Origin of the sequence: Pseudomonas sp. CFBP13509 (assembly GCF_005233485.1) — a bacterium.
In the GTDB taxonomy this organism is placed as follows: Bacteria; Pseudomonadota; Gammaproteobacteria; order Pseudomonadales; family Pseudomonadaceae; genus Aquipseudomonas; species Aquipseudomonas marginalis.
Window position 1 is genome coordinate 96030 of the sequence record NZ_QGAA01000016.1, and the last position, 20280, is coordinate 116309.

The 20280-nt window shown below is 61.9% G+C and carries 18 protein-coding genes; 1 reads left to right on the forward strand and 17 read right to left on the reverse strand.

What is annotated here, in order from left to right:
- Position 1 precedes the first annotated feature (1 nt).
- From PspCFBP13509_RS23815 to PspCFBP13509_RS23895, 17 genes are all read right to left on the reverse strand, one after another.
- Complete coding sequence (locus PspCFBP13509_RS23815) at positions 2 to 952, reverse strand: LysR family transcriptional regulator (RefSeq protein ID WP_242001100.1); 951 nt, start codon at positions 950 to 952, stop codon at positions 2 to 4.
- A complete protein-coding gene (locus PspCFBP13509_RS23820) occupies positions 949 to 1680 on the reverse strand; it encodes a FadR/GntR family transcriptional regulator (protein ID WP_027603329.1) in 732 nt (243 codons plus the stop codon). Before PspCFBP13509_RS23820 ends, PspCFBP13509_RS23815 begins: the two co-directional genes overlap by 4 nt.
- On the reverse strand, positions 1677 to 2462 hold the full coding sequence (locus tag PspCFBP13509_RS23825; protein WP_027603328.1) for a cyclase family protein: 786 nt from the start codon (positions 2460 to 2462) through the stop codon (positions 1677 to 1679). Before PspCFBP13509_RS23825 ends, PspCFBP13509_RS23820 begins: the two co-directional genes overlap by 4 nt.
- Positions 2449 to 3456 (reverse strand): NAD-dependent epimerase/dehydratase family protein, encoded by a 1008-nt coding sequence (locus PspCFBP13509_RS23830; RefSeq protein ID WP_137212787.1) that lies wholly within the window; start codon positions 3454 to 3456, stop codon positions 2449 to 2451. The genes PspCFBP13509_RS23825 and PspCFBP13509_RS23830 overlap by 14 nt, the downstream gene beginning before the upstream one ends.
- Positions 3447 to 4439, reverse strand: a complete 993-nt coding sequence (locus PspCFBP13509_RS23835; protein WP_137212788.1) for a fumarylacetoacetate hydrolase family protein — start codon at positions 4437 to 4439, stop codon at positions 3447 to 3449. Before PspCFBP13509_RS23835 ends, PspCFBP13509_RS23830 begins: the two co-directional genes overlap by 10 nt.
- Complete coding sequence (locus PspCFBP13509_RS23840; protein WP_065947816.1) at positions 4436 to 5008, reverse strand: cupin domain-containing protein; 573 nt, start codon at positions 5006 to 5008, stop codon at positions 4436 to 4438. Before PspCFBP13509_RS23840 ends, PspCFBP13509_RS23835 begins: the two co-directional genes overlap by 4 nt.
- Positions 5009 to 5070: 62 nt before the next feature.
- A complete protein-coding gene (locus tag PspCFBP13509_RS23845; protein ID WP_137212789.1) occupies positions 5071 to 6024 on the reverse strand; it encodes a PDR/VanB family oxidoreductase in 954 nt (317 codons plus the stop codon).
- A complete protein-coding gene (locus PspCFBP13509_RS23850; RefSeq protein ID WP_065926053.1) occupies positions 6024 to 7067 on the reverse strand; it encodes an aromatic ring-hydroxylating dioxygenase subunit alpha in 1044 nt (347 codons plus the stop codon). The genes PspCFBP13509_RS23845 and PspCFBP13509_RS23850 overlap by 1 nt, the downstream gene beginning before the upstream one ends.
- Positions 7064 to 8137, reverse strand: coding sequence for an aromatic ring-hydroxylating dioxygenase subunit alpha (locus PspCFBP13509_RS23855; RefSeq protein ID WP_137212790.1), 1074 nt, complete (start codon positions 8135 to 8137; stop codon positions 7064 to 7066). The genes PspCFBP13509_RS23850 and PspCFBP13509_RS23855 overlap by 4 nt, the downstream gene beginning before the upstream one ends.
- Positions 8138 to 8185: 48 nt before the next feature.
- Complete coding sequence (locus tag PspCFBP13509_RS23860) at positions 8186 to 9385, reverse strand: MFS transporter (RefSeq protein ID WP_065947819.1); 1200 nt, start codon at positions 9383 to 9385, stop codon at positions 8186 to 8188.
- 126 nt (positions 9386 to 9511) lie between these two features.
- Positions 9512 to 12040, reverse strand: a complete 2529-nt coding sequence (locus PspCFBP13509_RS23865; RefSeq protein WP_137212791.1) for an efflux RND transporter permease subunit — start codon at positions 12038 to 12040, stop codon at positions 9512 to 9514.
- Between the two features lie 4 nt (positions 12041 to 12044).
- Entirely contained in the window at positions 12045 to 13148 is a 1104-nt protein-coding gene (locus PspCFBP13509_RS23870) for a YCF48-related protein (RefSeq protein WP_137212792.1), read from the reverse strand.
- 71 nt (positions 13149 to 13219) lie between these two features.
- On the reverse strand, positions 13220 to 14584 hold the full coding sequence (locus PspCFBP13509_RS23875) for a DUF1329 domain-containing protein (protein WP_065926048.1): 1365 nt from the start codon (positions 14582 to 14584) through the stop codon (positions 13220 to 13222).
- Between the two features lie 12 nt (positions 14585 to 14596).
- Positions 14597 to 16276: a DUF1302 domain-containing protein gene (locus PspCFBP13509_RS23880; RefSeq protein WP_137212793.1), complete on the reverse strand. Its 1680-nt coding sequence runs from the start codon at positions 16274 to 16276 to the stop codon at positions 14597 to 14599.
- Positions 16277 to 16404: 128 nt separating this feature from the next.
- Complete coding sequence (locus PspCFBP13509_RS23885) at positions 16405 to 17529, reverse strand: FAD-dependent oxidoreductase (RefSeq protein ID WP_065947821.1); 1125 nt, start codon at positions 17527 to 17529, stop codon at positions 16405 to 16407.
- Positions 17530 to 17707: 178 nt separating this feature from the next.
- Complete coding sequence (locus PspCFBP13509_RS23890; RefSeq protein WP_065926045.1) at positions 17708 to 18070, reverse strand: Rieske (2Fe-2S) protein; 363 nt, start codon at positions 18068 to 18070, stop codon at positions 17708 to 17710.
- A gap of 15 nt (positions 18071 to 18085) precedes the next feature.
- Complete coding sequence (locus PspCFBP13509_RS23895; protein ID WP_053121646.1) at positions 18086 to 19024, reverse strand: VOC family protein; 939 nt, start codon at positions 19022 to 19024, stop codon at positions 18086 to 18088.
- 326 nt (positions 19025 to 19350) lie between these two features.
- Here PspCFBP13509_RS23895 and PspCFBP13509_RS23900 point away from each other — a divergent pair, with 326 nt between their 5' ends.
- Positions 19351 to 20262, forward strand: a complete 912-nt coding sequence (locus PspCFBP13509_RS23900) for a LysR family transcriptional regulator (protein ID WP_045156204.1) — start codon at positions 19351 to 19353, stop codon at positions 20260 to 20262.
- The last annotated feature ends 18 nt before the right edge of the window (positions 20263 to 20280 follow it).

Genomic DNA, 20280 nt, shown 5'->3' on the forward strand with positions numbered 1-20280 from the left:
CTTAAATCGATGGCATGGACAGATTGCAAATCAGCCGTCGCACTTCACGGGAAGCACGGGTCAAGGGGCGCCGGGGCGATTCGACCAGCACGACAAAGCGCTCCAACACGGGCTCTATAATGCGCGATGAAATAAGTCGTTGATCCAGTGAGCCCGGCAACACCGAGGCAATCGCATAGCCTCCGCCTGCCGCGACGACTTCGTACTGGAGCTGGACCGAGTCGGCTTCCACGGCCACGCACAGTTCCACGCCTTGCTCCGCAGCCAAATGATCGAGCCTGGCCCTCAGCAGATGCGGCCGCCCAGGCACGACCAATGGCAACCCAGATAGATTTTCCAGCGCAATATCTCGATTTCCGAGCAGAGGATCGGCGACGGGTCCTACCAGGTGCAGCGGTAGCCTGGCCAACAGATGAGCTTGGCCGACGCTCGCCTCGCTCTCGCGCAGCACCAGCGCCATATCCAGACGACCATCGTGCAACTGCTCTTCGAGTTGAGCACTGGCGCCCTCGATCAGGTGCAATCTCACCCCGGGCATCTGCGCGCGCACCGCAGAAAAGAGCGTCCCCGCAAACCGGCGCACCGCGGAAGGCAACATGCCCACAACTACCTCCCCCACCGGCTTTCCACGCAGGTTGCGAATGTCATCGACAAGGCTTTCAGCGTTCGCCAGAAGATCCGATATACAGGGCAGCAACTGCTCGCCAAATTCGGTCAGAACCACCCCACGTCCGTTGCGATGGAACAGGCGTTCGCCACATTGCGATTCGAGCAGGGCAATATTGCGACTCACCATGGACTGCGGCATGTCCAGCAGTACGGCCGCTTTGCTGAGACTGCCAGCCGCCACGACCCGGACGAACAAAGTCCAGCGGGGATCGATGATGGTGAGCGCCGTGGCAGTAGGCTGCGTGGCCATGTCCGGCACCGGGTAGCTCTGGTTCTGCGTCATGTCATCAACTCTTGGCGGGCCTGGTGCAAGTATTCGCGACTGTCCTGGAGATGCAGGCGCATCGCGGCACGCGCACACTCAGTGTCCTGATGGAAGATCGCCTGGTAAATCTGCTCGTGCTCGCTTTGCATGCGCTGTTCGTAATGCAAAGGCTCATCGTGAAACAGACGCGCAGAATCCAGTCGGCTGCGGGGGATGATGACCTCGCCCAGGTTGAGCAGTGTGCTGGCGATGTAGGGGTTGCCGGTCGCCTGGGCAATGCCCAAATGGAATTGAAAATCCAACGCCGCCCGATCATTGACGCTGACATCCGGCTGCCCGAGCTGATCGAGAAGTGCCCGCAACCCCGTCAACTGATCCGTGTTGCGTCGCTGGGCCGCGAGCCCGGCGGCTTCGACCTCAAGACCGATCCGAAACTCCATGATCGCCAGCGAATCGGTGATGAGACCGATCGTCTCCGGGTCGATGAAGGCCCCCAACGACAGGGCGCTACCGCATACAAAGGTCCCTATGCCGTGGCGTGTCTCGACCATTCCCCCGGCCTGTAGACGCGACATGGCCTCGCGCACCACGGTCCTGCTGACGCCATGCTCCAGCATCAGGGCCGACTCGGTGGGCAACTGTTCACCGCCACGCAGCCGTCCCTCGATAATGTGCTCCGACAGCAGCGCCTCAAGCCCCTGGGACAGGCTAGCGCGCTTTTTCCCACCGGCAGCCGGCACGCTCATTCCTCGAAAATCGCTACGGCGCGGACGAAACCGGCCGAAGCGTGCCTGATCTTGTAGGGGAAGCAGGACACCTGGAAACCATGGGCCGGCAGGCATTCCAGGTTGGCCAGCTTCTCCATCTGGCCGTAACCGATGTCGCGTCCGGCCTTGTGCCCTTCCCAGATGATCGAGGCGTCGCCTGTGGCGGCGAAGCGTTCGCGTGTGTACTTGAACGGCGCGTCCCAGCTCCAGGCATCGGTGCCCACCACGCGCACGCCGCGTTCCAACAAGTACAACGTGGCCTCACGGCCGATGCCAACCCCGGCGTCCAGGTACCCAGGCTGGCCAAACAGCGCGCCGGCACGGGTATTGACCAGGACAATGTCCAGCGGCCGTAGAACATGGCCAATACGCTCCAGCTCTGCTTGCACTTGGGCAGCGCTGACCACATGGCCATCCGGCAAATGACGAAAGTCCAGTTTGACGCCGGGTTGCAGGCACCAGTCCAGCGGCAACTCGTCGATGCCAAACGCCGGCTTGCCACCGTCCGTGGTCGAGGCGTAGTGCCAAGGGGCGTCCATGTGCGTACCGCTGTGCGTGGTGATCTGCAGGCGCTCGGCCGCCCAGGATTCGTCGCCAGGCAGTTGCGCCTTGGACAGGCCGGGAAACATCGCGGCCATCTCCGGCCAGCCTTGCTGATGGTCCATGTAGTCGATTTTCGGCAGCAATGGCGGCGGATCGGTGTAGGGGTTGTTGTCCAGGGTGACGGACAGGTCCACCAGGCGACGTTTAGCTGTTTGCATGATCAGTCACTCCAAGCGCCACCCGTCCACGCATACGACGCGCCGGGGCAGCAGCGTTCAAACTGTTTCGTATCAAGGCGCCGGCAGAGCCGTCATGGCGAAAGCCAAGGGCGCGGGCCAGAGGGGTTTTCATTGCAGGGAAGTTGCCGAACAACGCTTGCAGCCCGGCATCCGGCGCGAAGCTGATCAGCGCGCGGCGTTCCTGGCCGTAGGCTGCGGCCAGGGCATCGATGACCTGGGCAATGGACAGGTGCAACAGCGGCAGTTGCCAGACACGTGACGCGCCGAGCTCGGCCGCCGGCAATTCGGCGGCCCGCAGCAGGTTATCCACGCAACACCGCACGGACATCCACCACGCCTGCGCCTGCGGCGACACCGGGCAGCAATACGGTTCACCTTGAGCGAAGGCGTAAAGTAGATCGCTCATGAACGCCGAGCGCAGCCCATTGGGTTCACGTGGACGGGCGACGATGCCGGGCAGGCGCACGGCACGACCGTCCACCTCGCCCCGTCGGGCAAGGTCATTGATCGCCATTTCCACCATTGCCTTGTGCGCACCGTAACTCAACTGCGGGTGCGGCACGGCACGCTCATCCATGCGAGCCGGCAGGTCGCCGCCGTACACCGCCACGCTGCTGGCATACACCAGCACCGGCGTACCAGGCTGCTCGCGCAACTGGTCAAGCAACTCCAGGCTTGCCAGCAGGTTGACCTGATAGCCCAGTGAATAGTGCTGCTCGGCCGCGCCACCCGGGATGCTGACCAAGTGAAAGACCACATCGATGCCATCGGCCAAGGCCCGGCGCAATAACGCGGCGTCGGTGACACTGCCGCAATGCCGGCGCAGGCGCTTATCCTCTGCAAACCCCACCAATTCCTTGTCCAGTAATATCAACGCGCTGATCGACCGGCCTCGCAACTCATTGGTTTGGAGCAATCGTTTCACCAACGCCCGGCCGACAAAACCATTGGCCCCGGTAATCATTACGCGCATGGGAGGCCTCCGCGCACGATGCACTGGTCTATCGCCCCGAACACCGACTGCCCTTGCAGATCGAAGACCTCCATGCGCACGCGGTCGCCAAAGCGCATGAAGGACGTCTGTGGCGCGCCGTGCTCAATCATCTCAACGGCACGACGCTCGGCGATGCAGGCCGCGCCGACCGTGGGATCGGCATTGGAAACGGTGCCGGAACCGATCACGCAGCCGGCCCTGAGTCGCCGGGTCAGCGCCGCATGGGCGATCAATTGATGAAAGCCGAAATGCATGGCGCCACCGTGGGCATGACCGAACCACTGGCCATTCCATTCGACCCTCAGCGGCAAGTGCACACGCCCGTCGCGCCAGGCCTCGCCCAACTCGTCGGGGGTGATCGCCACCGGGGCAAAACTTGACGAGGATTTGGCCTGGATAAAACCGAAGCCGGTCTTCATTTCCCGAGGGGCGAGCGCACGCAAGCTGACGTCGTTGACTTGCACGATGAGCCGGATATGGCCGGCGGCCTCTTGCGCCGAGCAACCCATGGGAACCTCATCGACCACCACGGCGAATTCACCTTCGAAGTCGATGCCATGGGTTTCACTGGGCAGCACGATGTCGTCGTGAGCCCCCAGAAAGTCATCGCCACAGCCCTGATACATCAGCGGCGTGTGTTCAACACCTTCGATCGGATCCAGCCCAAAAGCCTTCTGCATCCGCTCGCCATGACTGAGAAAAGACGAGGCGTCCAGCCACTGCCAGGCACGTGGCAAGGGTGCGGCGGCTTGCTGCGGATCAAAGGTGAAGGCACCGGTCAGCGTGCCTTCGTTCAACGCGTCATACCGCCTGCGCAAAGCCGTTTCGACGCTCGGCCAATGCTCGATAGCCTCCTGCAGCGTCGCGGCGATATCGCTGGCCTCCACCGCCCAGGCCAAGTCGCGCGACACCACCAAGAGGCGACCGTCGCGGCTGTGATCTTTCAGGGTGCTGAGCTTCATGCCGGTTCTCCTTGCAGCTCGGGGGCGAAGCGGCCATCGAGCAGCACGAACAACATGCGCGCCATCTGCTCGGTGCGATTGCTCCAAGCGTGGTTGGTGCCGCGCTGCACGACGATGTCACCGCGCTTGAGGTGCACTTCCTCGCCATCGAGCACCAGCCAGACCTCACCCTCCGTGACCACGCCGTAATCGAGGGTTTCGGTGCGGTGCATCAGCTTGTGTTTGGAATCAGCCTGCCCCGTGCCGGCGTGGGCCTGGCCAATTTCGGCGAAGGCCGCCGCGGCATCCTCGGCGCTGACCTGGTTCTGCACGCTGTCGGGCGGAATATCCACCACACGGATGACGCTGCCCAACGGCGCCGGACTCAACTGAAGCGGCTTGCGAGTGGGGTCATCGCCGTTGTCGAGTACGGCGGGGCTGGCGCCACTGTTCCAGATCTCATGGAAGACCGTACCGGGTACCGCCTTGAGCGCAAAGCTGTTGGGCGTCGGTCCGCTGAGCGCGATCACCGCCTGGCCTTGGACATCATGCCCGGTGACCACGCGTTTGAAACCAGGAAGTTGTTGCATGTTCGACTCCTTAATCAGTTGGCAAAACACCGCAGCGGGTAGAGATGAATCAGTGGAAAACCTTAAAGATCAAGCACCAACCGGGCGCTCCTGGCACGCGAGCAACACGGCGTGAACTGGTCGTTGCGGGCCCGCTCGGCATCGGTCAAGAACATGTCGCGGTGTTCCGGTTCGCCTTCCAGCACGCGCGTAATGCAGGTGCCACAGATGCCCTGCTCGCAGGACAGGGGAATATCGATTCCCGCTTCCAGCAGCACCTGGGCCACGCTGAGCGCGGCCGGCACTTGGAAACACTGTCCGGTGCTTGCCAGTTGCACCTCGAACCCGCCCGCCTCACCCGCCGGGGCAGCGGCGGCGGCAAAGTACTCACGGTGCAGTCGCGCCTCGGCCCAGCCCTGCTCGCGAGCCGTGCCGAGCACGTGTTCCATGAAACCGTTGGGGCCACAGACGTACAGGTGACGGTCGGCGGCTGGCCCGGATAAAACCCGAGCGGCGTCGAGACGCTGGGCATCCTCGCCATCGTCCACATGAACCTGCACACACTTGGCAAACGTCGAATGGCGCAGGTACTCGATAAAGGCCATGCGCCCGACCGAGCGACCGCAATAGTGCAGCTCGAAAGGCGCGCCGATCCGCGCCAGGCGCTCGGCCATGCAGAGAATCGGCGTGATGCCGATACCGCCGGCGAACAGCACGCTGTGCCCCGCCCCATGCTCAAGCGGGAACAGATTGCGTGGCTCGCTGATGCGCAGCCGGCTGCCTTCGTGCACTTGCTGGTGCATGGCCTGCGAACCGCCGCGAGACGCTGGGTCGAGCAACACTCCCAGCAGGTAGCGGTGGCGTTCTTCCGGGTGATTGCACAGCGAGTACTGGCGCACCAGGCCATTGGGCAGGTGCACGTCGATATGCGAGCCAGCGCTGAAGGCAGGCAGCATGGAATTTTCGACCGGGGCCAGTTCGAAGCTGTAGATGCCCTCGGCTTCGAGGCGCTTGCGAGTGACGATGACTTCAATCATCACTGGGCACCCGCAGGCTGTTCGGCAGCAATCATGCGGTCGAGGACACGCCGCGCCCGGACCGCTCCTGCATCACCAATCAGCAGGACCGGCTTCAAGTCCCAGAACGATGCAGCGCCCATCATGCGCTGCTGCGCCTCGAGCATTGGCAAGTCTTCATCGGCAAAGGGCCGGCTGATCGCGGCCGCCTGCTCATCAGCGAATCTCTCGGCAAATTCGCCCATTGCCTTGGGGAAACAGACTGAGAACCAGTAGTGAGTCGTGGTCTCGGTCTCTGGAGTGAACAGATGCGGAATCGGTGTGGAAACGCCCTTATCCCTGGGGAGCCCGGTCGCCACGGCGCCGGAAAACAGCAACATGTTCGCCGGAGCATCCCAACGCACATCGATCCAACGGTCCACCGGTGTGCCCTGAGGAATGTTCCAGGCGGTGTAGAGAAACTCCGGCATGATTTCCGCAACCGTCTGGCGGTTGGACCAAACGGTGTTGCCCTCCTCTTGCACGCTGGTCAACGCGCTCTTGACGCCATCGCCACCCAGCGTAGACGGGTGCAAGAATTCGATATGACTCAGGTCCATGATGTTGTCGGTTTCCAGCACGTAGTTGGCTCTGGCGTGCAGGTAGCGTTTGCCGACATACCAACGGTCTTCATCCATGCAACTGAAATCCGGAATCAGCGTCGCATCGGCCAGTTGTGCATCGCCCATCCAGATCCACAGCAGGCTGTAGCGTTCAACCAGCGGGTAGGCCTTGACCTTTGCCGCCTTGGGAATTGCACCATCACCATGAGGGTTATGCACACAGGTGCCGCTGCCATCGAATTCCAGGCCGTGGTACGGACAACGCACCGCATCGCCTTTGAGGATGCCCATGCCCAGGGGCGCGAAACGGTGGGGACAGCGATCGGCAATGGCTTGGGCATTACCTTGGGTGTCGCGAAAAAACACCACGGGTTCATTGAGCAAGGTTCGTTGGAACAACTCGCCAGCCTTGATCTCGTTTCCCCAGGCGGCCGCGTACCAGACGTTGCGTAGAAAGCTCATCGCAGTTCCTCTTTTTCATAGTTTGATGACCGACTGGCTTGCGTCTCCGCTCGCTCGGCTTCCATCAATCGACGCAGAATACGTCGACAGCGCACGGCCCCTGCATCGACTGGCAGCAACACAGGGTTGAGGCCAAGCAGTTCAACCTCACCAATCTGGCGCTGTTGAGCCTCGACCATGGGTTTGTCTTCACCGGCGAAAATACCGATCAACATCTCCTGGACGAAGGCATTCAACTGCGCATTGTCCTGCTCGAAACTGCGCGTGTTGGCAAAGAAATAATGGGTGTTGGCCGCGTCCTGCGGCGTCATCAGATGCAGGTTCCATGTCACTGGTCCCTCGGCCCTGGGGCGCCCTGGCGCCGTGGCGCCACTGCCGAGCAGCATCAGGCCGGGGGCGTGCCAGATGACTTCGGCCCAGACGTCTGCCCGGCTCGGATCTTCAAGGTGAGCGCCGAAAGCCGGCGGGGGCACATCGTCCGGCGCCCACCAACTGATGCGTACGCGATCGTTGGGCAATTCCTCGATGGTGGCTCGGGTGTGTGACAACGCCCCGCCACCGAGCGTATCCGGGTGCAGGAAATCAACATGGCTCAGGTCCATGATGTTGTCGGACAGCAACTCGTAGTGCGCACGGGTCGGCAAATACCCATGCCCTTTGGCATGGGTGGGCGCCTGCTCGAAAAAGGAAAAATCAGGAATCAAGGCATCGCTGGCCAGGTGACGATCGCCCGGCCAGACCCAGATCGCCCCGTGGCGCTCAACGGCCGCGAAACCGCGAACACAGGCGGCCTTGGGGATGTTTCCTTCGCCATGGGGATTGTGCGTGCATTGGCCACTGCCATCGAAACGCAGGCCGTGGTACGGGCACTGGACGCTGTCGCCGACAACCTTGCCCATGTGCAGCGGGGCAAAACGGTGCGGGCAACGATCGGCGAGCGCCTGGATCACACCGTGGCTATCGCGAAAGAACACGATGGGTTGCTCGACGATGGTTCTGCCCAGCATGCCACCTTGCGCCAGCTCGTCTGCCCATCCAGCGATGTACCAGGTGTTGAGCAAATAACTCATGCGGTTCTCCTCGTTGTTCTTATTGTGTTGAAGCGTCGAATGGGCAGGTCAGTGCTCAGGGTCTGCGGCCACCGCAGTGGCAAAAACAGACCCGCTGCCACGCAACCGAAGGCAGGCCAGGGCTACCACCAGTTGAACGCCCGCGACGATGCCCAAGGCCGCTGGCAAGGCGCCGATTACGCCGCCGGTGATCGCCAGCACCACCAGCGGGCTGGCGAACTCACCGGCGAAGAACATCGCCGTGAAGCCGCCGGCCGCGCGGCCGCGCTGCTGGAAGTCGACCTGGCTCATGATCCAGGTGAGCAGGGTCGGCATCATCAGGCCGATGCCCAGACCGTTGATCAGGACGGCGATCACCACCAGCCCGTGACTGTCGGCTACCGCCAGCAGCCCGCCACCGATCCCGGCCGCGACGAAGGCCAGGAGCATCTGCCGCTGCGCCGGCACACCGCTCAACAGACGAAAACTCAGGGCGCCGACCAATACGCCGAACTGACTGGCGCCCATGGTCAGGCCGATCTGCTGCGAACCTTCGACATGCAGCAGGTTAAGCAGGTAACCGACTTGTACCGGCACGATGAACAGGCTCAGGCCCGCCAGGAATGCCAGGGCATACAACGGTGCCAGCGGGCGCCAGGGTAATGCCCTGCCCGCCGTTGTGAGGGTGGCCGCCTGCGCACGCGGCTCCCATAGCAACCAGGCCATCAGCGGCAGGAACACCAGCCCCAACCCATACAGGGCAAACGGGGTACGCCAGCCGTGCTCGCCGAGCACTCCACCGATGGCAATGAAGATCGCCGCCGACAATGAGGTCGCGACCATTTGCAGGGCGAACATGCGTTCACGTCGCGCGCCGCTGTAGTAGTCGCCCATCATCGTGGTGCAGCAGGTCATGATCGCCGCTTCGGCCACACCGATGCCGGCGCGGCTGATCACGATGACCTGCAGCGACTCCAGCCATAGCGGCAGCACGCCGCAGACGGTGTAGAGCACCATCGCACCGATCAACAACGGTTTGCGCCCCAGCCGGTCAGCGATGATTCCGGCCACGGGAGCCAACAACGCAATCATCAACGCCGGCAGCGTCAGGGCGATGGGCACCAGCACGGCCACACCCGGTGTGTCGGCGAAGTGTTCCTGCATACGCGGCAGGACGGGGGCCAGCAGCACCGCACCGAGCACTGGCAGGCAACTGCCGAGCAACAGCAACAAGGATTGCGGTAGCCGCGCCTGGCGTTCAACGTTCATCGCACACCTCCGCAGGTTGCGCCGCGCAAAATGCCATACCAAAGGCGCTCAGGCCGGCGATGAGGTCGAACCATAGAGACTGCTGGAACAAATGCACACGAGGCATGGGAACGTCCTTTTTTGTTGTTATGACGCGACGGGATTGGCGTCTTTTATCGTTTGATCGTGCTCTGAAGTCAGGCGTAGCGAGTGCTTCACGCAAGCCCCCTCCTCGGCTACGGCAGGCATCATCGGCAAGCTCGTCGAATGGCTGGGTCTGGCTTCGGCCTGCCCCGCGCTCACCCGCTTGCTCGGCAACAGGAAGTGAGCCAGGGCTGGCAATAGAACCAGCGCACCGACCATGTTCCAGACGAACATGAAGGCCAGCAGCACGCCCATATCAGCCTGGAACTTGATTGGCGAAAACATCCAGGTGGCCACGCCGATCGCCAAGGTCACGCCAGTCAGCATCACCACCTTGCCGGTGGACAGCAGTGCCCGGTAATACGACTCAGACAAGCTTGTGCCCTGGCGCATATGACCGAGCAGGATGCTCATCACGTACAGCGCGTAGTCGACGCCGATGCCCACGCCGAGGGCAATCACCGGCAGGGTCGCGACCTTGACGCCGATGTTCAGCCAGACCATCAGCGCCTCACAGAGGATCGATGTGAGCATCAGCGGAATCACCGCGCAAATCGTGGCGCGCCAGGAACGGAAGGTGATCAGGCACAGCAGGATCACCGCGCCGTAGACCCAGAACAGCATTTCGCGGTTGGCCTGCCTGACGACGATGTTGGTCGCGGCCTCGATCCCGGCATTGCCAGCGGCCAGGAGGAACTGGACGTCATCGGTATTGTTCGCCGCGGCGAATTGCTCGACGTGATCCACCAGGCGGCTCAAGGTTTGCGCCTTGTGGTCGGAGAGGTAGACGTACAGTGTCAGCAGGCTGCAGTCTTCGTTGTACAAACCGCGCGGTGCCCCGGCGGTGACCATGTTGAGCATCGCCTGGTTGTTCTGCAGCTCATACCATTTCGGGCTGCCTTCGCTCAGGCCCATCAGCATGCGGCGGTTGAGCAACGCCAGGGAATTGGTCGAATCGACACCCGGCAAGGTGCGCAACTGCCAGTCGAGGGCATCGACCTTGTTCAGGATGTCATAGCGCGAACAGGCGCTGGCGGGTGTCTTGATCATGACCGCGAACAGATCGCTGCTGGCGCCGTAATGCCGGGTCAGGAATGCATCATCCTGGTTGTAGCGCGAGTCGGCCCGCAGCTCAGGCGCGCCCGCATCCAGGTCACCGACTTTCAATTGCAGGCTGACGATGAAGCCGAGCGTCGCCAGCGCCAGGCTCAGGGCGATGCACAGCGCCGCCCACCGGCGCTGGGTGAACAGGTCGAGGAAGCGCCAGAATCCGTGGCGATTGTGGCCGGCCAGTTCGGCGTGCTCGCTTTTCAGGCTCAGTTGCGCCGCACGGCGGCTGACCCCCACATAAGAAAGCAATATCGGCAGCAGGATCAAATTGGTGAAAATCAGCACCGCCACGCCGATACTGGCAATCATCGCCAGGTCCTGGATCACCTGGATCTTGATGATCATCAGCACCGCGAAACCGACCGCATCACACAGCAGCGCGGTGAGGCCGGCGAGAAACAGGCGGCGGAAGGTGAAGCGTGCGGCGACCACCCGGTGCATGCCGCGCCCGATATCCTGCATGATGCCGTTCATCTTCTGTGCGCCGTGGCTCATGCCAATGGCAAACACCAGGAACGGCACCAGCACCGAATAGGGGTCCAGTTGATAATTGAGCAGCGGCAGCAAGCCGAGCTGCCAAACCACCGCCACCAATGAGCAGAACACCACCAACAGAGTGCTGCGAATGCAGCGGGTGTACCAATAAAGCACCACCGTGGTGATCAGGATCGCCACGGCGAAGAACATCAGGATTTGCCGTAGGCCGGCAATCAGGTCACCGACTTTCTTGGCGAAACCGGTGATGCGGATGTCGATGCTGTCGCTCTGGTATTGGCTGCGCAATGATTCCAACTGTTGCGACAGTTGGCTGTAGTCCAAGGGTTTGCCGTCCGGGGTGCGCTGCAGCAGCGGTACCTGGATGATGCTCGAAGCCTGGTCGAACGCCACCAACTGGCCGATTTCGTTGGACAACTGCACGTTGCGCCGCAATGCCGCAAGGCTCGCTGCGCCGCCATCGTAGTTATCCGGAATGACCGGCCCACCCTCCAGGCCCGCCTCGGTCACCGCCACCCAGCGCGTGGCCGGCGTCCAGAGCGATTTCATGTACGCACGGTCGACACCGGGCAGCAGGTAGATCTTGTCGCTCAACGCCTGCAGGGTCTTGAGGTAGGCGCTGTCGTAGATGTCGCCATGCTTGTTGACCACCGCGATACGCACCGCATTCCCCAGCCCGCTCAGCTCCTTCTGGTGCTCCAGGTAGTTGGCGATATAGGGCTGATGGGTGGGGATCATTTTTTCGAAACTGGCATTGAGCTCGACACGGCCGGACTGCCAACCCAGCACCAACGTGGTCGCCAGGCACAGCAGCAACACCCACAGGCGATGGTTGAACAATGCGCGTTCGAGCAGCGAGCCGGAGCGCGGATCAAAGTCATCGACCGCATTTGCTGGGGACTGGGGAAAACTTCCAGGGGACTTCATAACCTCACTCCGAAGCGGCAGTGGCTGGCTGCGCAAGACGCTGCAGCCCGGTGAAACCGGCAACGATCAAGCTGCCATCGGCGGCCTCGATCACACTTGAAACAGGTTTGCCCAAGGGCGTTCCCAACGGCAGCAGCGCCGCCCCGGTCTGCTCGCTGTTGCGAAACAGCATGCCGCCCTGGTTGACCAGCAGTAGTTGGCCGTCGGCCAGGCGTGTGGCGTCGTTGAAGGAGATCGGTACGGGCACCGAAAGACGCTGGAAACTTGCGCCGGCGTCGTGGGAGACAAAGGCATTGCCCTTCAGACCGGCGACCATCAGCGCGCCATCCGCGCGGTTCTGCAGGGTGAAGAAACTACCTTCGTAGGGGCTGTCCAGTTGACTGAACGACAGCGCATCGTCGTCCGAGCGTGCCAGGTAGCCCTGCTCGCCAGCCAGGAACCAACGTGTGCCGTGGCGACTGATGGCGTACAGGTGCAAGCCGTTGGGGTTGGCAATTTGCCCCATCAGCGATTGCCAGGTGGCGCCACCATCGGTGGTCAGCAGCGCCAAACCGTAGGCACCGACGATCAGCCCGCGATGTGCGTCGACGAACTCCAGTGCCAGAAAGGGTTTGTCTGGACCATCGGCGACAAGACGCTCGGCATTTTGTACCCGTATCAGGGCGGCATCCGGGTCGACAGCGGTGGCTTGTTCCGCCTTGGCGGCGTCCAGTTCCAGCTGTGCCACGCGTACGCCGTCGAGCTGCAGCGTCCAGTGCTCGCCGCCGTCCAGCGTCGCCAGCACCACGCCCGCATGACCGACTGCCCAGCCCTTTTGCGCATCCACGAACCGCACCGCCGTCAGGCTGACCGAAACCGGTACCGAAGCCTGGTGCCAGCTTTGCCCATTGTCGTCGGAGAACAGCACCAGGCCGCGCTCACCCACGGCCACCAGGCGTGTGCCGGCACGCGCCAGGTCGATCAATACGCCGTTCTGCGCAGCCGGTACCCGCATGGCCGGGGTATTGAGCGGCACGCCCACCGCTGCCGACCCGGCCAGACACTCGCTCGTGGCGAGGGGCAAATACAAGGCCAACAGCAACGCGCTCGCCTGACTGATTCTGTTCATAACCTACCTCGGACAAACACTCGTATCCCAAGGGCAGACCGGCAGGCCTGCCCTTCACTCTCGGCTCAGGTCTAACGCACGCCACGCCCCGCCATCGCCGCGGGCGAGAACTCCGAGGACTTGTAGCGATCGACCGCGCGATACTGATCCGGCAACCCGGCATAGAGATTCTGGATAAACCACGCACCGGAGGTCAGGTCATAAAAACCTGAAGAGAGTTGCACCAGCCCAGGCAGGTCGGGCAATACGGAAGGCAGCGACCAGAGGGTCTTGGCCAGTTGGCCGCTGGCATCCCAACGGTCGCCGAGCAGGGCTTGCCAAGTGTCTTCATCGAGGTAGTAACGCCCCTTGGGCAACTGGTGGCGCTTGCCGGCGGCCACCGTCGATTCGAGCACCCAGACGCGGTGCAATTCCCAGCGCACGTAGTCCGGGTTCAGATGGTGCTTGCCCAGCAGGTCCTGCGGCTGGGCAGCGTTTTGCACCTTGTTGGTGTTGTAGGGGACATACATCTCCTGCTTGCCCACCAGTTTCCAGTCGAACCGGTCCGTGCGACCACCCCACACACTCAACTCATCGAAGGACATGACCCCGGCAGTGGACGGCGTCGGCGTATCGCAGCAAGCGTTGGGCAGCGTGCGTACCCGGCGTTGACCGCTCAGGTAGACATGGGCCTGGGATTTGTCACCGTTGATGTTTTCACGCCCCAGGATCTGCTCACCGGCACGAATCGCCGGGCCGAGATTGACAAAGTGCACCTGCCAGTAGTCGCCCGAATAGTTCTCAGGGCCGCCCTCCTGAAAGTAGTAGGGCATTTCCTGGGTCAACAGGCCGTCGCTGGTCATCACCTGGTTGCCGTCAGCGGTCATCAGATAGTGGCGAAAGTGCCCCGCCACCGAAGTGCCGCGCCAGTTCAGCACATGGTTCCAGATGGCTTCGGTACCATTCTGTGGAATCGGGAACGGGATCCCGCCATAGGCACCGTCGGGGATCAGTCCGGCGCTGCTGTCGACCAGTTTGGCGCGGGTCGCATTCTTGAACGTGTTGTCATAGACCCACTGCGGCGCGGCCGCCGTGCGCCGGGTCGGATAGACATCGATGCGATAGGTGTCCGGGAAACGCTTGAACAGCTCCTTGGTGCCGTCGCTGAGTTTGTCGGCGTACTTGGCCAGGTTCTGGGCGGTGATGCTGTACAAGGGTTTGTCCGCAGCAAATGGATCGCTGCGTTTGCCGCCCGAGACGTAGCCTGGATCAACCTTGGTGTAGCCACCGTCCCAGGCCGGAATACTGCCGTCGGCATTGCCGGCTTTCTCGGCACCGAAGGGCGTCAGGGTCTTGCCCAGCGCGGCCGCTTGTTCGGCGCTGGCGGCCAAGGCCATCGGCGCGGCAGCGGCCAGCAGGGTTAAGCACAAGGCCTTTAGAGTGAACTGAATGGTCATGCGCAAATCCTCTTAGAACGTGGTCTTGACGGAGAAAGCCAGGTAATCCCGATCCTTCAGCGACTGCTTGTAATTGAACTGGTTGGCGGCGTTGAGGCTGGTGTCCTCGGGACCGTAAAAGTGGGTGTAGGTCAGCCCCACCGTCACTTGGTCCAAATAGGTGGCGGAGACGCCGATGTTCATGTCCCCGCCTCTGTCGGGGCCGAACCCGCTGATCACAGCCGACTTGCCCATGGGGAAATAGCTGATGCCCAGCGGCACGCTGATATCCACGCCCGGAAAGAACTGGCGATAGGTGGGCGTGTAAACCAACTTCAAGCCCAGGCCATCATCAGTGGCGTTAGGGTCTAGGGCGGCGCGGTTCCTGGTTACGGCGAGCAGGCGGTTCCAGGCGATTTCCCCTACCAGGCTGGCTTCATTGGCGACAAAGGAAGGGCCCAGCGATGCCAGGACATTGAGGTTGACGTGAGCCGTACGGCCGACGGCATAGAGGGCGTTATCGTTGTTGTCTGCCTCGACGCCCGCCAGGACGGTTTGGGCGTCAGACACCAGCGGCATGTTCCAGCGCATCGATGCCTCGCCGGCAAAGCTGTATTCGCCCACGGAGGTCGCGAAACTGGCCCCAAGGACACGGATATCTTCCGGGTAAACCCAGGAGTATTCGCCGACTTGCCCGGTACTGAAGTTCGGCCCGGTGGCATTCGGCCGCAAGTACAGCATTGGGGTTTTCTCGTGATATTGGAGCGCGTAAAGACCGTAATCCGTCGTCCCGGTGTTGTACTTGAGCTGCAGGCCGCCCTGGCCGGAACTCCTGGCTTTCTTGTCCTTGCCATGGAAAAACGCAGCCGGGCTGTTGGCATTACCGCCGAGGAAATCCGGGAACGGCCCGCCGGTGATCAGCCGTTCATTGCCGTCGCCGATGGTATCGCTGGTGGAGAAATAGCTACCGGCGCCCGGCAAGCGGGTGGCTTCCCACTCCAACTGGTAGAAGGCGCCCAATGACACATCGTCGGTTAGTTGGTAGGCGGTCGAGAGCTGGTTGACCGGTCGGGTGATTTCCTTGAATTGGGTGTTGGGCACCGATTGCGCCTTGACCACGTCCACCGGCGCCATGGCTCCGGCAATGCCGTTGCCGCCGAAGAACAGGCTCTCGCCCCAGATCAGCCCGTGGCGCCCGGCGCGAACCGACAAGGTACGGTCGGCCAGCTCACCGTTCCAGTAGACGAACGCATCCAACAGTTCACCGTCACCGCCGTGCAGTTGACGGGTATCACTGGTGAACTCGTTGAAACCCACCGAACGCTGGTTGGCACTGGCCGCGTCGTTGTTGTCGTTGCGGTCCTGGTAGACAGTGTCGTACCAGGCCGCACCGCTCAGACGGGCACCAAAGTTGTGAAAACCGATGTCCAGTTCGGAAAGAATATCCAGGCGATTGGAGATCAGGCCCTTGCCGAAGTTGTGATCACCGTCATTCTGGTTCAGCGCCGTCTGCCCCTCGCTAAGCTTGCTGCTGGGCTCCTTCAGGCGCCAGGCCGCGCTGTACTTCAGCGTGTTGTCCCAGCGCAAGCTGAGATCGGGACTACCGGTGTCGATCTGAAAGGCCTGGGCAGCCGAAGCGCCAAGCCCCAGGCTGGCCGCAAGGGTCAGGGTGAAGGGGACGCGCCGCGACGCAGCGAACTTGCGAGTAGCCATCGAAGTAACCCTCTTTATTGTTGTTGTATGTCAGCTCTTCTGGTGGAACGGCGCCCGCAGTCGAACCGGGCCAAGCCTGCACAGGCATGAAGCATCCATGGGAGAGCAAATTCAGTTTTGCCGGCGCCTCAGATAGGCGCTGCCGTGACGTCGAGCATCCGCCTGACCAGGCCGATCCGGTCGAAGCTGCTGTCGTGGGCCATTTCCTTGTCACCGGCCAGCACCGAGCTGTCGCTGATGAATTTGCAGCGCTCATAACGGCGCGCCATAAAGCGTTGGAGCTGCTGTTCGAGGCTGCCGCCGGCGATCAACTCTTCGCCAAGCACGACAGCATCTTCAATGGCCATGCCGGCCCCTTGGCCCAAGTGCGGCGTCGTGGCATGCACTGCGTCGCCAATCAACACGACACGGCCGCGGTACCAGGGCTCGCTGACGAACAGCACCTCCAGCGGCTTGTAGACCACCTGGTCGCTGTCGGTTATTTGCTCGCGCAGTTCGCCGATCAGCCCGGTGAAACCACTCAGGCGCTGGCGCATCTGGGTCGCCAGCGTGGCAGCCTCCATCCTGGGGTTGGCGGGCTCATGGGAAGTCACGAACAGGTACATCTGGTCGCGGCCCAGCGGCACCAGTCCGGCGTTACCGGCAGGTCCCTGGAAGGTGGCCAGATGATCAATTCCAGCGGCACGAGGAAAGTTGTAGCGCCACACCGATTGACCGGTGAAGCGCGGCAGGTACTGCTCGCCAAACAGCAGACCGCGCAGGTGGGAGTACAGGCCATCGGCGCCGACGACCAGGTCGTAGCGACCGCGACTGGCATCGGTGAACAGCACATCGACGCCCTCGCCCATCTGCTCCAGCGACTCGACACTCAGGCCCAGACGAACCGAGACGCCAAGGGCAGCAACGGTTTCGCTGAGGACTTGATGCAGGGCCAGGCGCGAGATGCCGACGTTGGCTGGATACTCGGGCCCCGCCAGGCGCTTGCCGGGAATTCGCGCCAGTTGTTCACCGGCGGTGGTGTTGATGGTCACATCCTCGAACGCGTAGGCGGCATCCAAGTAGCCGTCCAACACACCCAGCTTGGCCATCTCACGGACGACGTTACTCTGCTGGATGATGCCAACGCCATAGACTGTCCACTGCGTCTTGAGCTCGACAAGATCGACTTCGATGTCCTGGCGACGCAAAGCGATTGCCGCACATAGACCACCGATACCACCACCGACGATAAGCACCTTTTTCACTGCGTTCATGCTCGTCTCACTCTTATTCTTGTTATTCACGCTAGCGTTCTGCCGGAGCGATCCCAGGCTTGACCACCGGCTGTGTTTGCACGCATTCGCTACCGCGTTGTGTTCACTTTCTCGGCAAAGCAGGCGTTTGACTAATCGCATGTAGGGATACGATGTATCAGCTACCGCGATACGTTAATCAGGATGCATACGCCTCCAACTGATCCGCTTCGAGCACCAGCCAATCGGCCTCTGCATGCCATTGCAGTGCGCTCAGGCTGTCCCCCAGGCACGGCCCGTAGACGCACAGACCACTGTCCGGAAGGAACCGGGCACCATGGGCGTAACAGACGATCTGGCGGCCATCGACGCTGAGAAAACGATCCTTGCGGTACTCCAGGCGCACCTCCAGGTGCGGACAGCTGTTGCGATAGACCCGCACTTCGCCGTCATGGCGCAGGGCGAACACACTGTCCTTCCCCGTGCCCAGGGGATCGAACCCGCGGGCCTGCCCTTCCACCAGTTCATCCAGGCAACAGAGCACCAGGGCCTCGTGACTCATGGACAACCTCCACACTCAGGCCTGCTTGGGCGGAGGGCCGCTCGGGAACCATTTTTCCCGGGAGGTGAACAGGAACAATTGCGAATTATCCGCCGACAGTGGCGCCTGGCGCGCTTGCCAGGCGTCATCGTGCTTGTCCATATCGGCGTCGTATTCGATGTGACAGCCCAACGGACTGTTGAAGTACCAGAACCAGTTGGAACCGAAGAGATGGCGGCCCGGCCCCCAGAAGCTGGTCCAGCCTTGCTGCTCGAAGCGACGTCCGGCCAGCAGGACTTCAGTGCCGCTGCCCATGTGAAAGGTGAAATGCTCGCAACCCTTCATGTGTGGCGGTGTCTGGATCATGAACAGGCAGTGATGGTCATCGGAACCGGCCGGCCGCATGAACGGACCCGCGCCGACAAAGGTGTCGGTGGTCACGAAGCCCAGGCGCTGGTAAAAAACCTCGGCCTTGGCTGCATCCGGCACGAAATACACCACGTGGGACAGGGTACGCGGCAAAGCCTGCATATCGGGGCTGATGCCCGGCTGGTTGACCGGCCGCTGGGGGACATGGCCCGGTGCGTTAGTCAGGTCGGCGGGCGCGCTGTACGCACGCCGCACGCTGATCTGGAAACCAATGGCAAAGCCCATATCGTCCACGCTGTGCACGGAGCCATCGGCACCGCGGGTCACCGGGCGGTCGCGCCCCAACTCATCGGCGATGGCCTCGAGGTCAGCCACGCCGGCCACGCCATAAACGGTTTCCCGAATCGAGGGAGCAGGCCCGATGGCCACCGGCAAACGAGCATCGTCTGCATGACGGATAATCACCGCCGTGCCGTCGAGGGCTTCAAAACGACCGCCCTCGCTGTCGACATCGACAGGGCGCAGGCCGTAGTCACGCAGGCAATGGGTACAGGCTTGAATATCGTCGACGCCAAAAATCAAGGCATCAAGGCCAATGATGTTCATTGAGTTACCACTCCATTGTAATTATTCAGCGCAGGCCAGCACCCCGCTTACGGGAACCGTGCCAGGCGGAGCGCTGCCGAGGCGGGTCTTGAAGTCGATGAAGCGTCACGCCAACCGACTGTGGGCCGATACTGAAGGGGCAAAAACCCACTGACTAATCGCTTGTCGGGATGCGACCTATCGGCAAATGCGATACCTGGCTGCGCGGCGCAAGTGACATGGAAAATCGAACCAGGCGTCGTTCGACTCATCCATTCACGGGACTTGACGCCGCGATAGGAAGGCCGGAAGGTATTTACAAAATAAATACAAAAATCGAGACCGCCATGCGTTTTAACCACTTGGATCTCAACCTCCTGGTGGCGCTGGATGTGTTGCTGGAAGAGCAGAACATCACCCGCGCCGCCGAACGCCTGCACATGACACAATCCGCCACCAGCGGCGTACTGGGCAGGCTGCGCCTCTACTTCGAAGATGAGCTGCTGGCGCAGGTCGGACGCAAGATGCAGCCCACGCCTTATGCCCGCGAACTGGCGGCGCCGGTGCGCCAGGTGCTGCTGACGATCCAGTCCTCGATCACCGCCAAACCAGTGTTCGACCCCGCCACCAGCAAGCGTCATTTTCGCCTGATCACCTCGGACTATCTGATCAGCGTCCTGTTTGCCCGGGTGATCCAGAAGATCTCCCTGGAAGCACCGCATATCACCTTTGAACTGCTCGGCCCTGGCGACACGTCCACCGAGATGCTGATGCGCGGTGAGGCCGACATGATGATCGTGCCTGAACACTACCTGATCGAAGGCCACCCCTCGCAGCTACTGTTTGAAGAAGAACACGTCTGCGTAGTGTGGGACGGCAACACGTTGGTGGGCGACAGCATCAGCCTCGACCAGTACATCGAGATGGGCCATGTCTCGGTGATTTTTGGCCGCAACCGGCAACTGAGCGTCGAAGAATGGTTGATGAGCCAGTATGGTTTCACCCGCCGCATGGAAGTGGTGACCCATGATTTCAATACTCTGCCGCAGCTGATCGTCGGCACCCAACGCGTCGCCACCATGCTCCAGCGCATGGCCAGGCTCTACGCCAACTACCTGCCGCTGCGCATCGTGCAGCCACCAGTAAAAATCCCGGTCATGCGTGAGTTCATGCTCTGGCACCGAACCATGGAAGGAGATCCGATGCACCGTTGGTTGCGGGCGAAAATCAGTCAGATCATTAACGAGCTGGAGCAGTAGTCGCTCCCGCTGCTCGGC

Bases quoted from the DNA above. Each gene is read 5' to 3' on its own strand.
- PspCFBP13509_RS23815 (WP_242001100.1), bottom strand. From the start codon at position 952: ATGACGCAGAACCAGAGCTACCCGGTGCCGGACATGGCCACGCAGCCT.
- PspCFBP13509_RS23820 (WP_027603329.1), bottom strand. From the start codon at position 1,680: ATGAGCGTGCCGGCTGCCGGTGGGAAAAAGCGCGCTAGCCTGTCCCAG.
- PspCFBP13509_RS23825 (WP_027603328.1), bottom strand. From the start codon at position 2,462: ATGCAAACAGCTAAACGTCGCCTGGTGGACCTGTCCGTCACCCTGGAC.
- PspCFBP13509_RS23830 (WP_137212787.1), bottom strand. From the start codon at position 3,456: ATGCGCGTAATGATTACCGGGGCCAATGGTTTTGTCGGCCGGGCGTTG.
- PspCFBP13509_RS23835 (WP_137212788.1), bottom strand. From the start codon at position 4,439: ATGAAGCTCAGCACCCTGAAAGATCACAGCCGCGACGGTCGCCTCTTG.
- PspCFBP13509_RS23840 (WP_065947816.1), bottom strand. From the start codon at position 5,008: ATGCAACAACTTCCTGGTTTCAAACGCGTGGTCACCGGGCATGATGTC.
- PspCFBP13509_RS23845 (WP_137212789.1), bottom strand. From the start codon at position 6,024: ATGATTGAAGTCATCGTCACTCGCAAGCGCCTCGAAGCCGAGGGCATC.
- PspCFBP13509_RS23850 (WP_065926053.1), bottom strand. From the start codon at position 7,067: ATGAGCTTTCTACGCAACGTCTGGTACGCGGCCGCCTGGGGAAACGAG.
- PspCFBP13509_RS23855 (WP_137212790.1), bottom strand. From the start codon at position 8,137: ATGAGTTATTTGCTCAACACCTGGTACATCGCTGGATGGGCAGACGAG.
- PspCFBP13509_RS23860 (WP_065947819.1), bottom strand. From the start codon at position 9,385: ATGAACGTTGAACGCCAGGCGCGGCTACCGCAATCCTTGTTGCTGTTG.
- PspCFBP13509_RS23865 (WP_137212791.1), bottom strand. From the start codon at position 12,040: ATGAAGTCCCCTGGAAGTTTTCCCCAGTCCCCAGCAAATGCGGTCGAT.
- PspCFBP13509_RS23870 (WP_137212792.1), bottom strand. From the start codon at position 13,148: ATGAACAGAATCAGTCAGGCGAGCGCGTTGCTGTTGGCCTTGTATTTG.
- PspCFBP13509_RS23875 (WP_065926048.1), bottom strand. From the start codon at position 14,584: ATGACCATTCAGTTCACTCTAAAGGCCTTGTGCTTAACCCTGCTGGCC.
- PspCFBP13509_RS23880 (WP_137212793.1), bottom strand. From the start codon at position 16,276: ATGGCTACTCGCAAGTTCGCTGCGTCGCGGCGCGTCCCCTTCACCCTG.
- PspCFBP13509_RS23885 (WP_065947821.1), bottom strand. From the start codon at position 17,529: ATGAACGCAGTGAAAAAGGTGCTTATCGTCGGTGGTGGTATCGGTGGT.
- PspCFBP13509_RS23890 (WP_065926045.1), bottom strand. From the start codon at position 18,070: ATGAGTCACGAGGCCCTGGTGCTCTGTTGCCTGGATGAACTGGTGGAA.
- PspCFBP13509_RS23895 (WP_053121646.1), bottom strand. From the start codon at position 19,024: ATGAACATCATTGGCCTTGATGCCTTGATTTTTGGCGTCGACGATATT.
- PspCFBP13509_RS23900 (WP_045156204.1), top strand. From the start codon at position 19,351: ATGCGTTTTAACCACTTGGATCTCAACCTCCTGGTGGCGCTGGATGTG.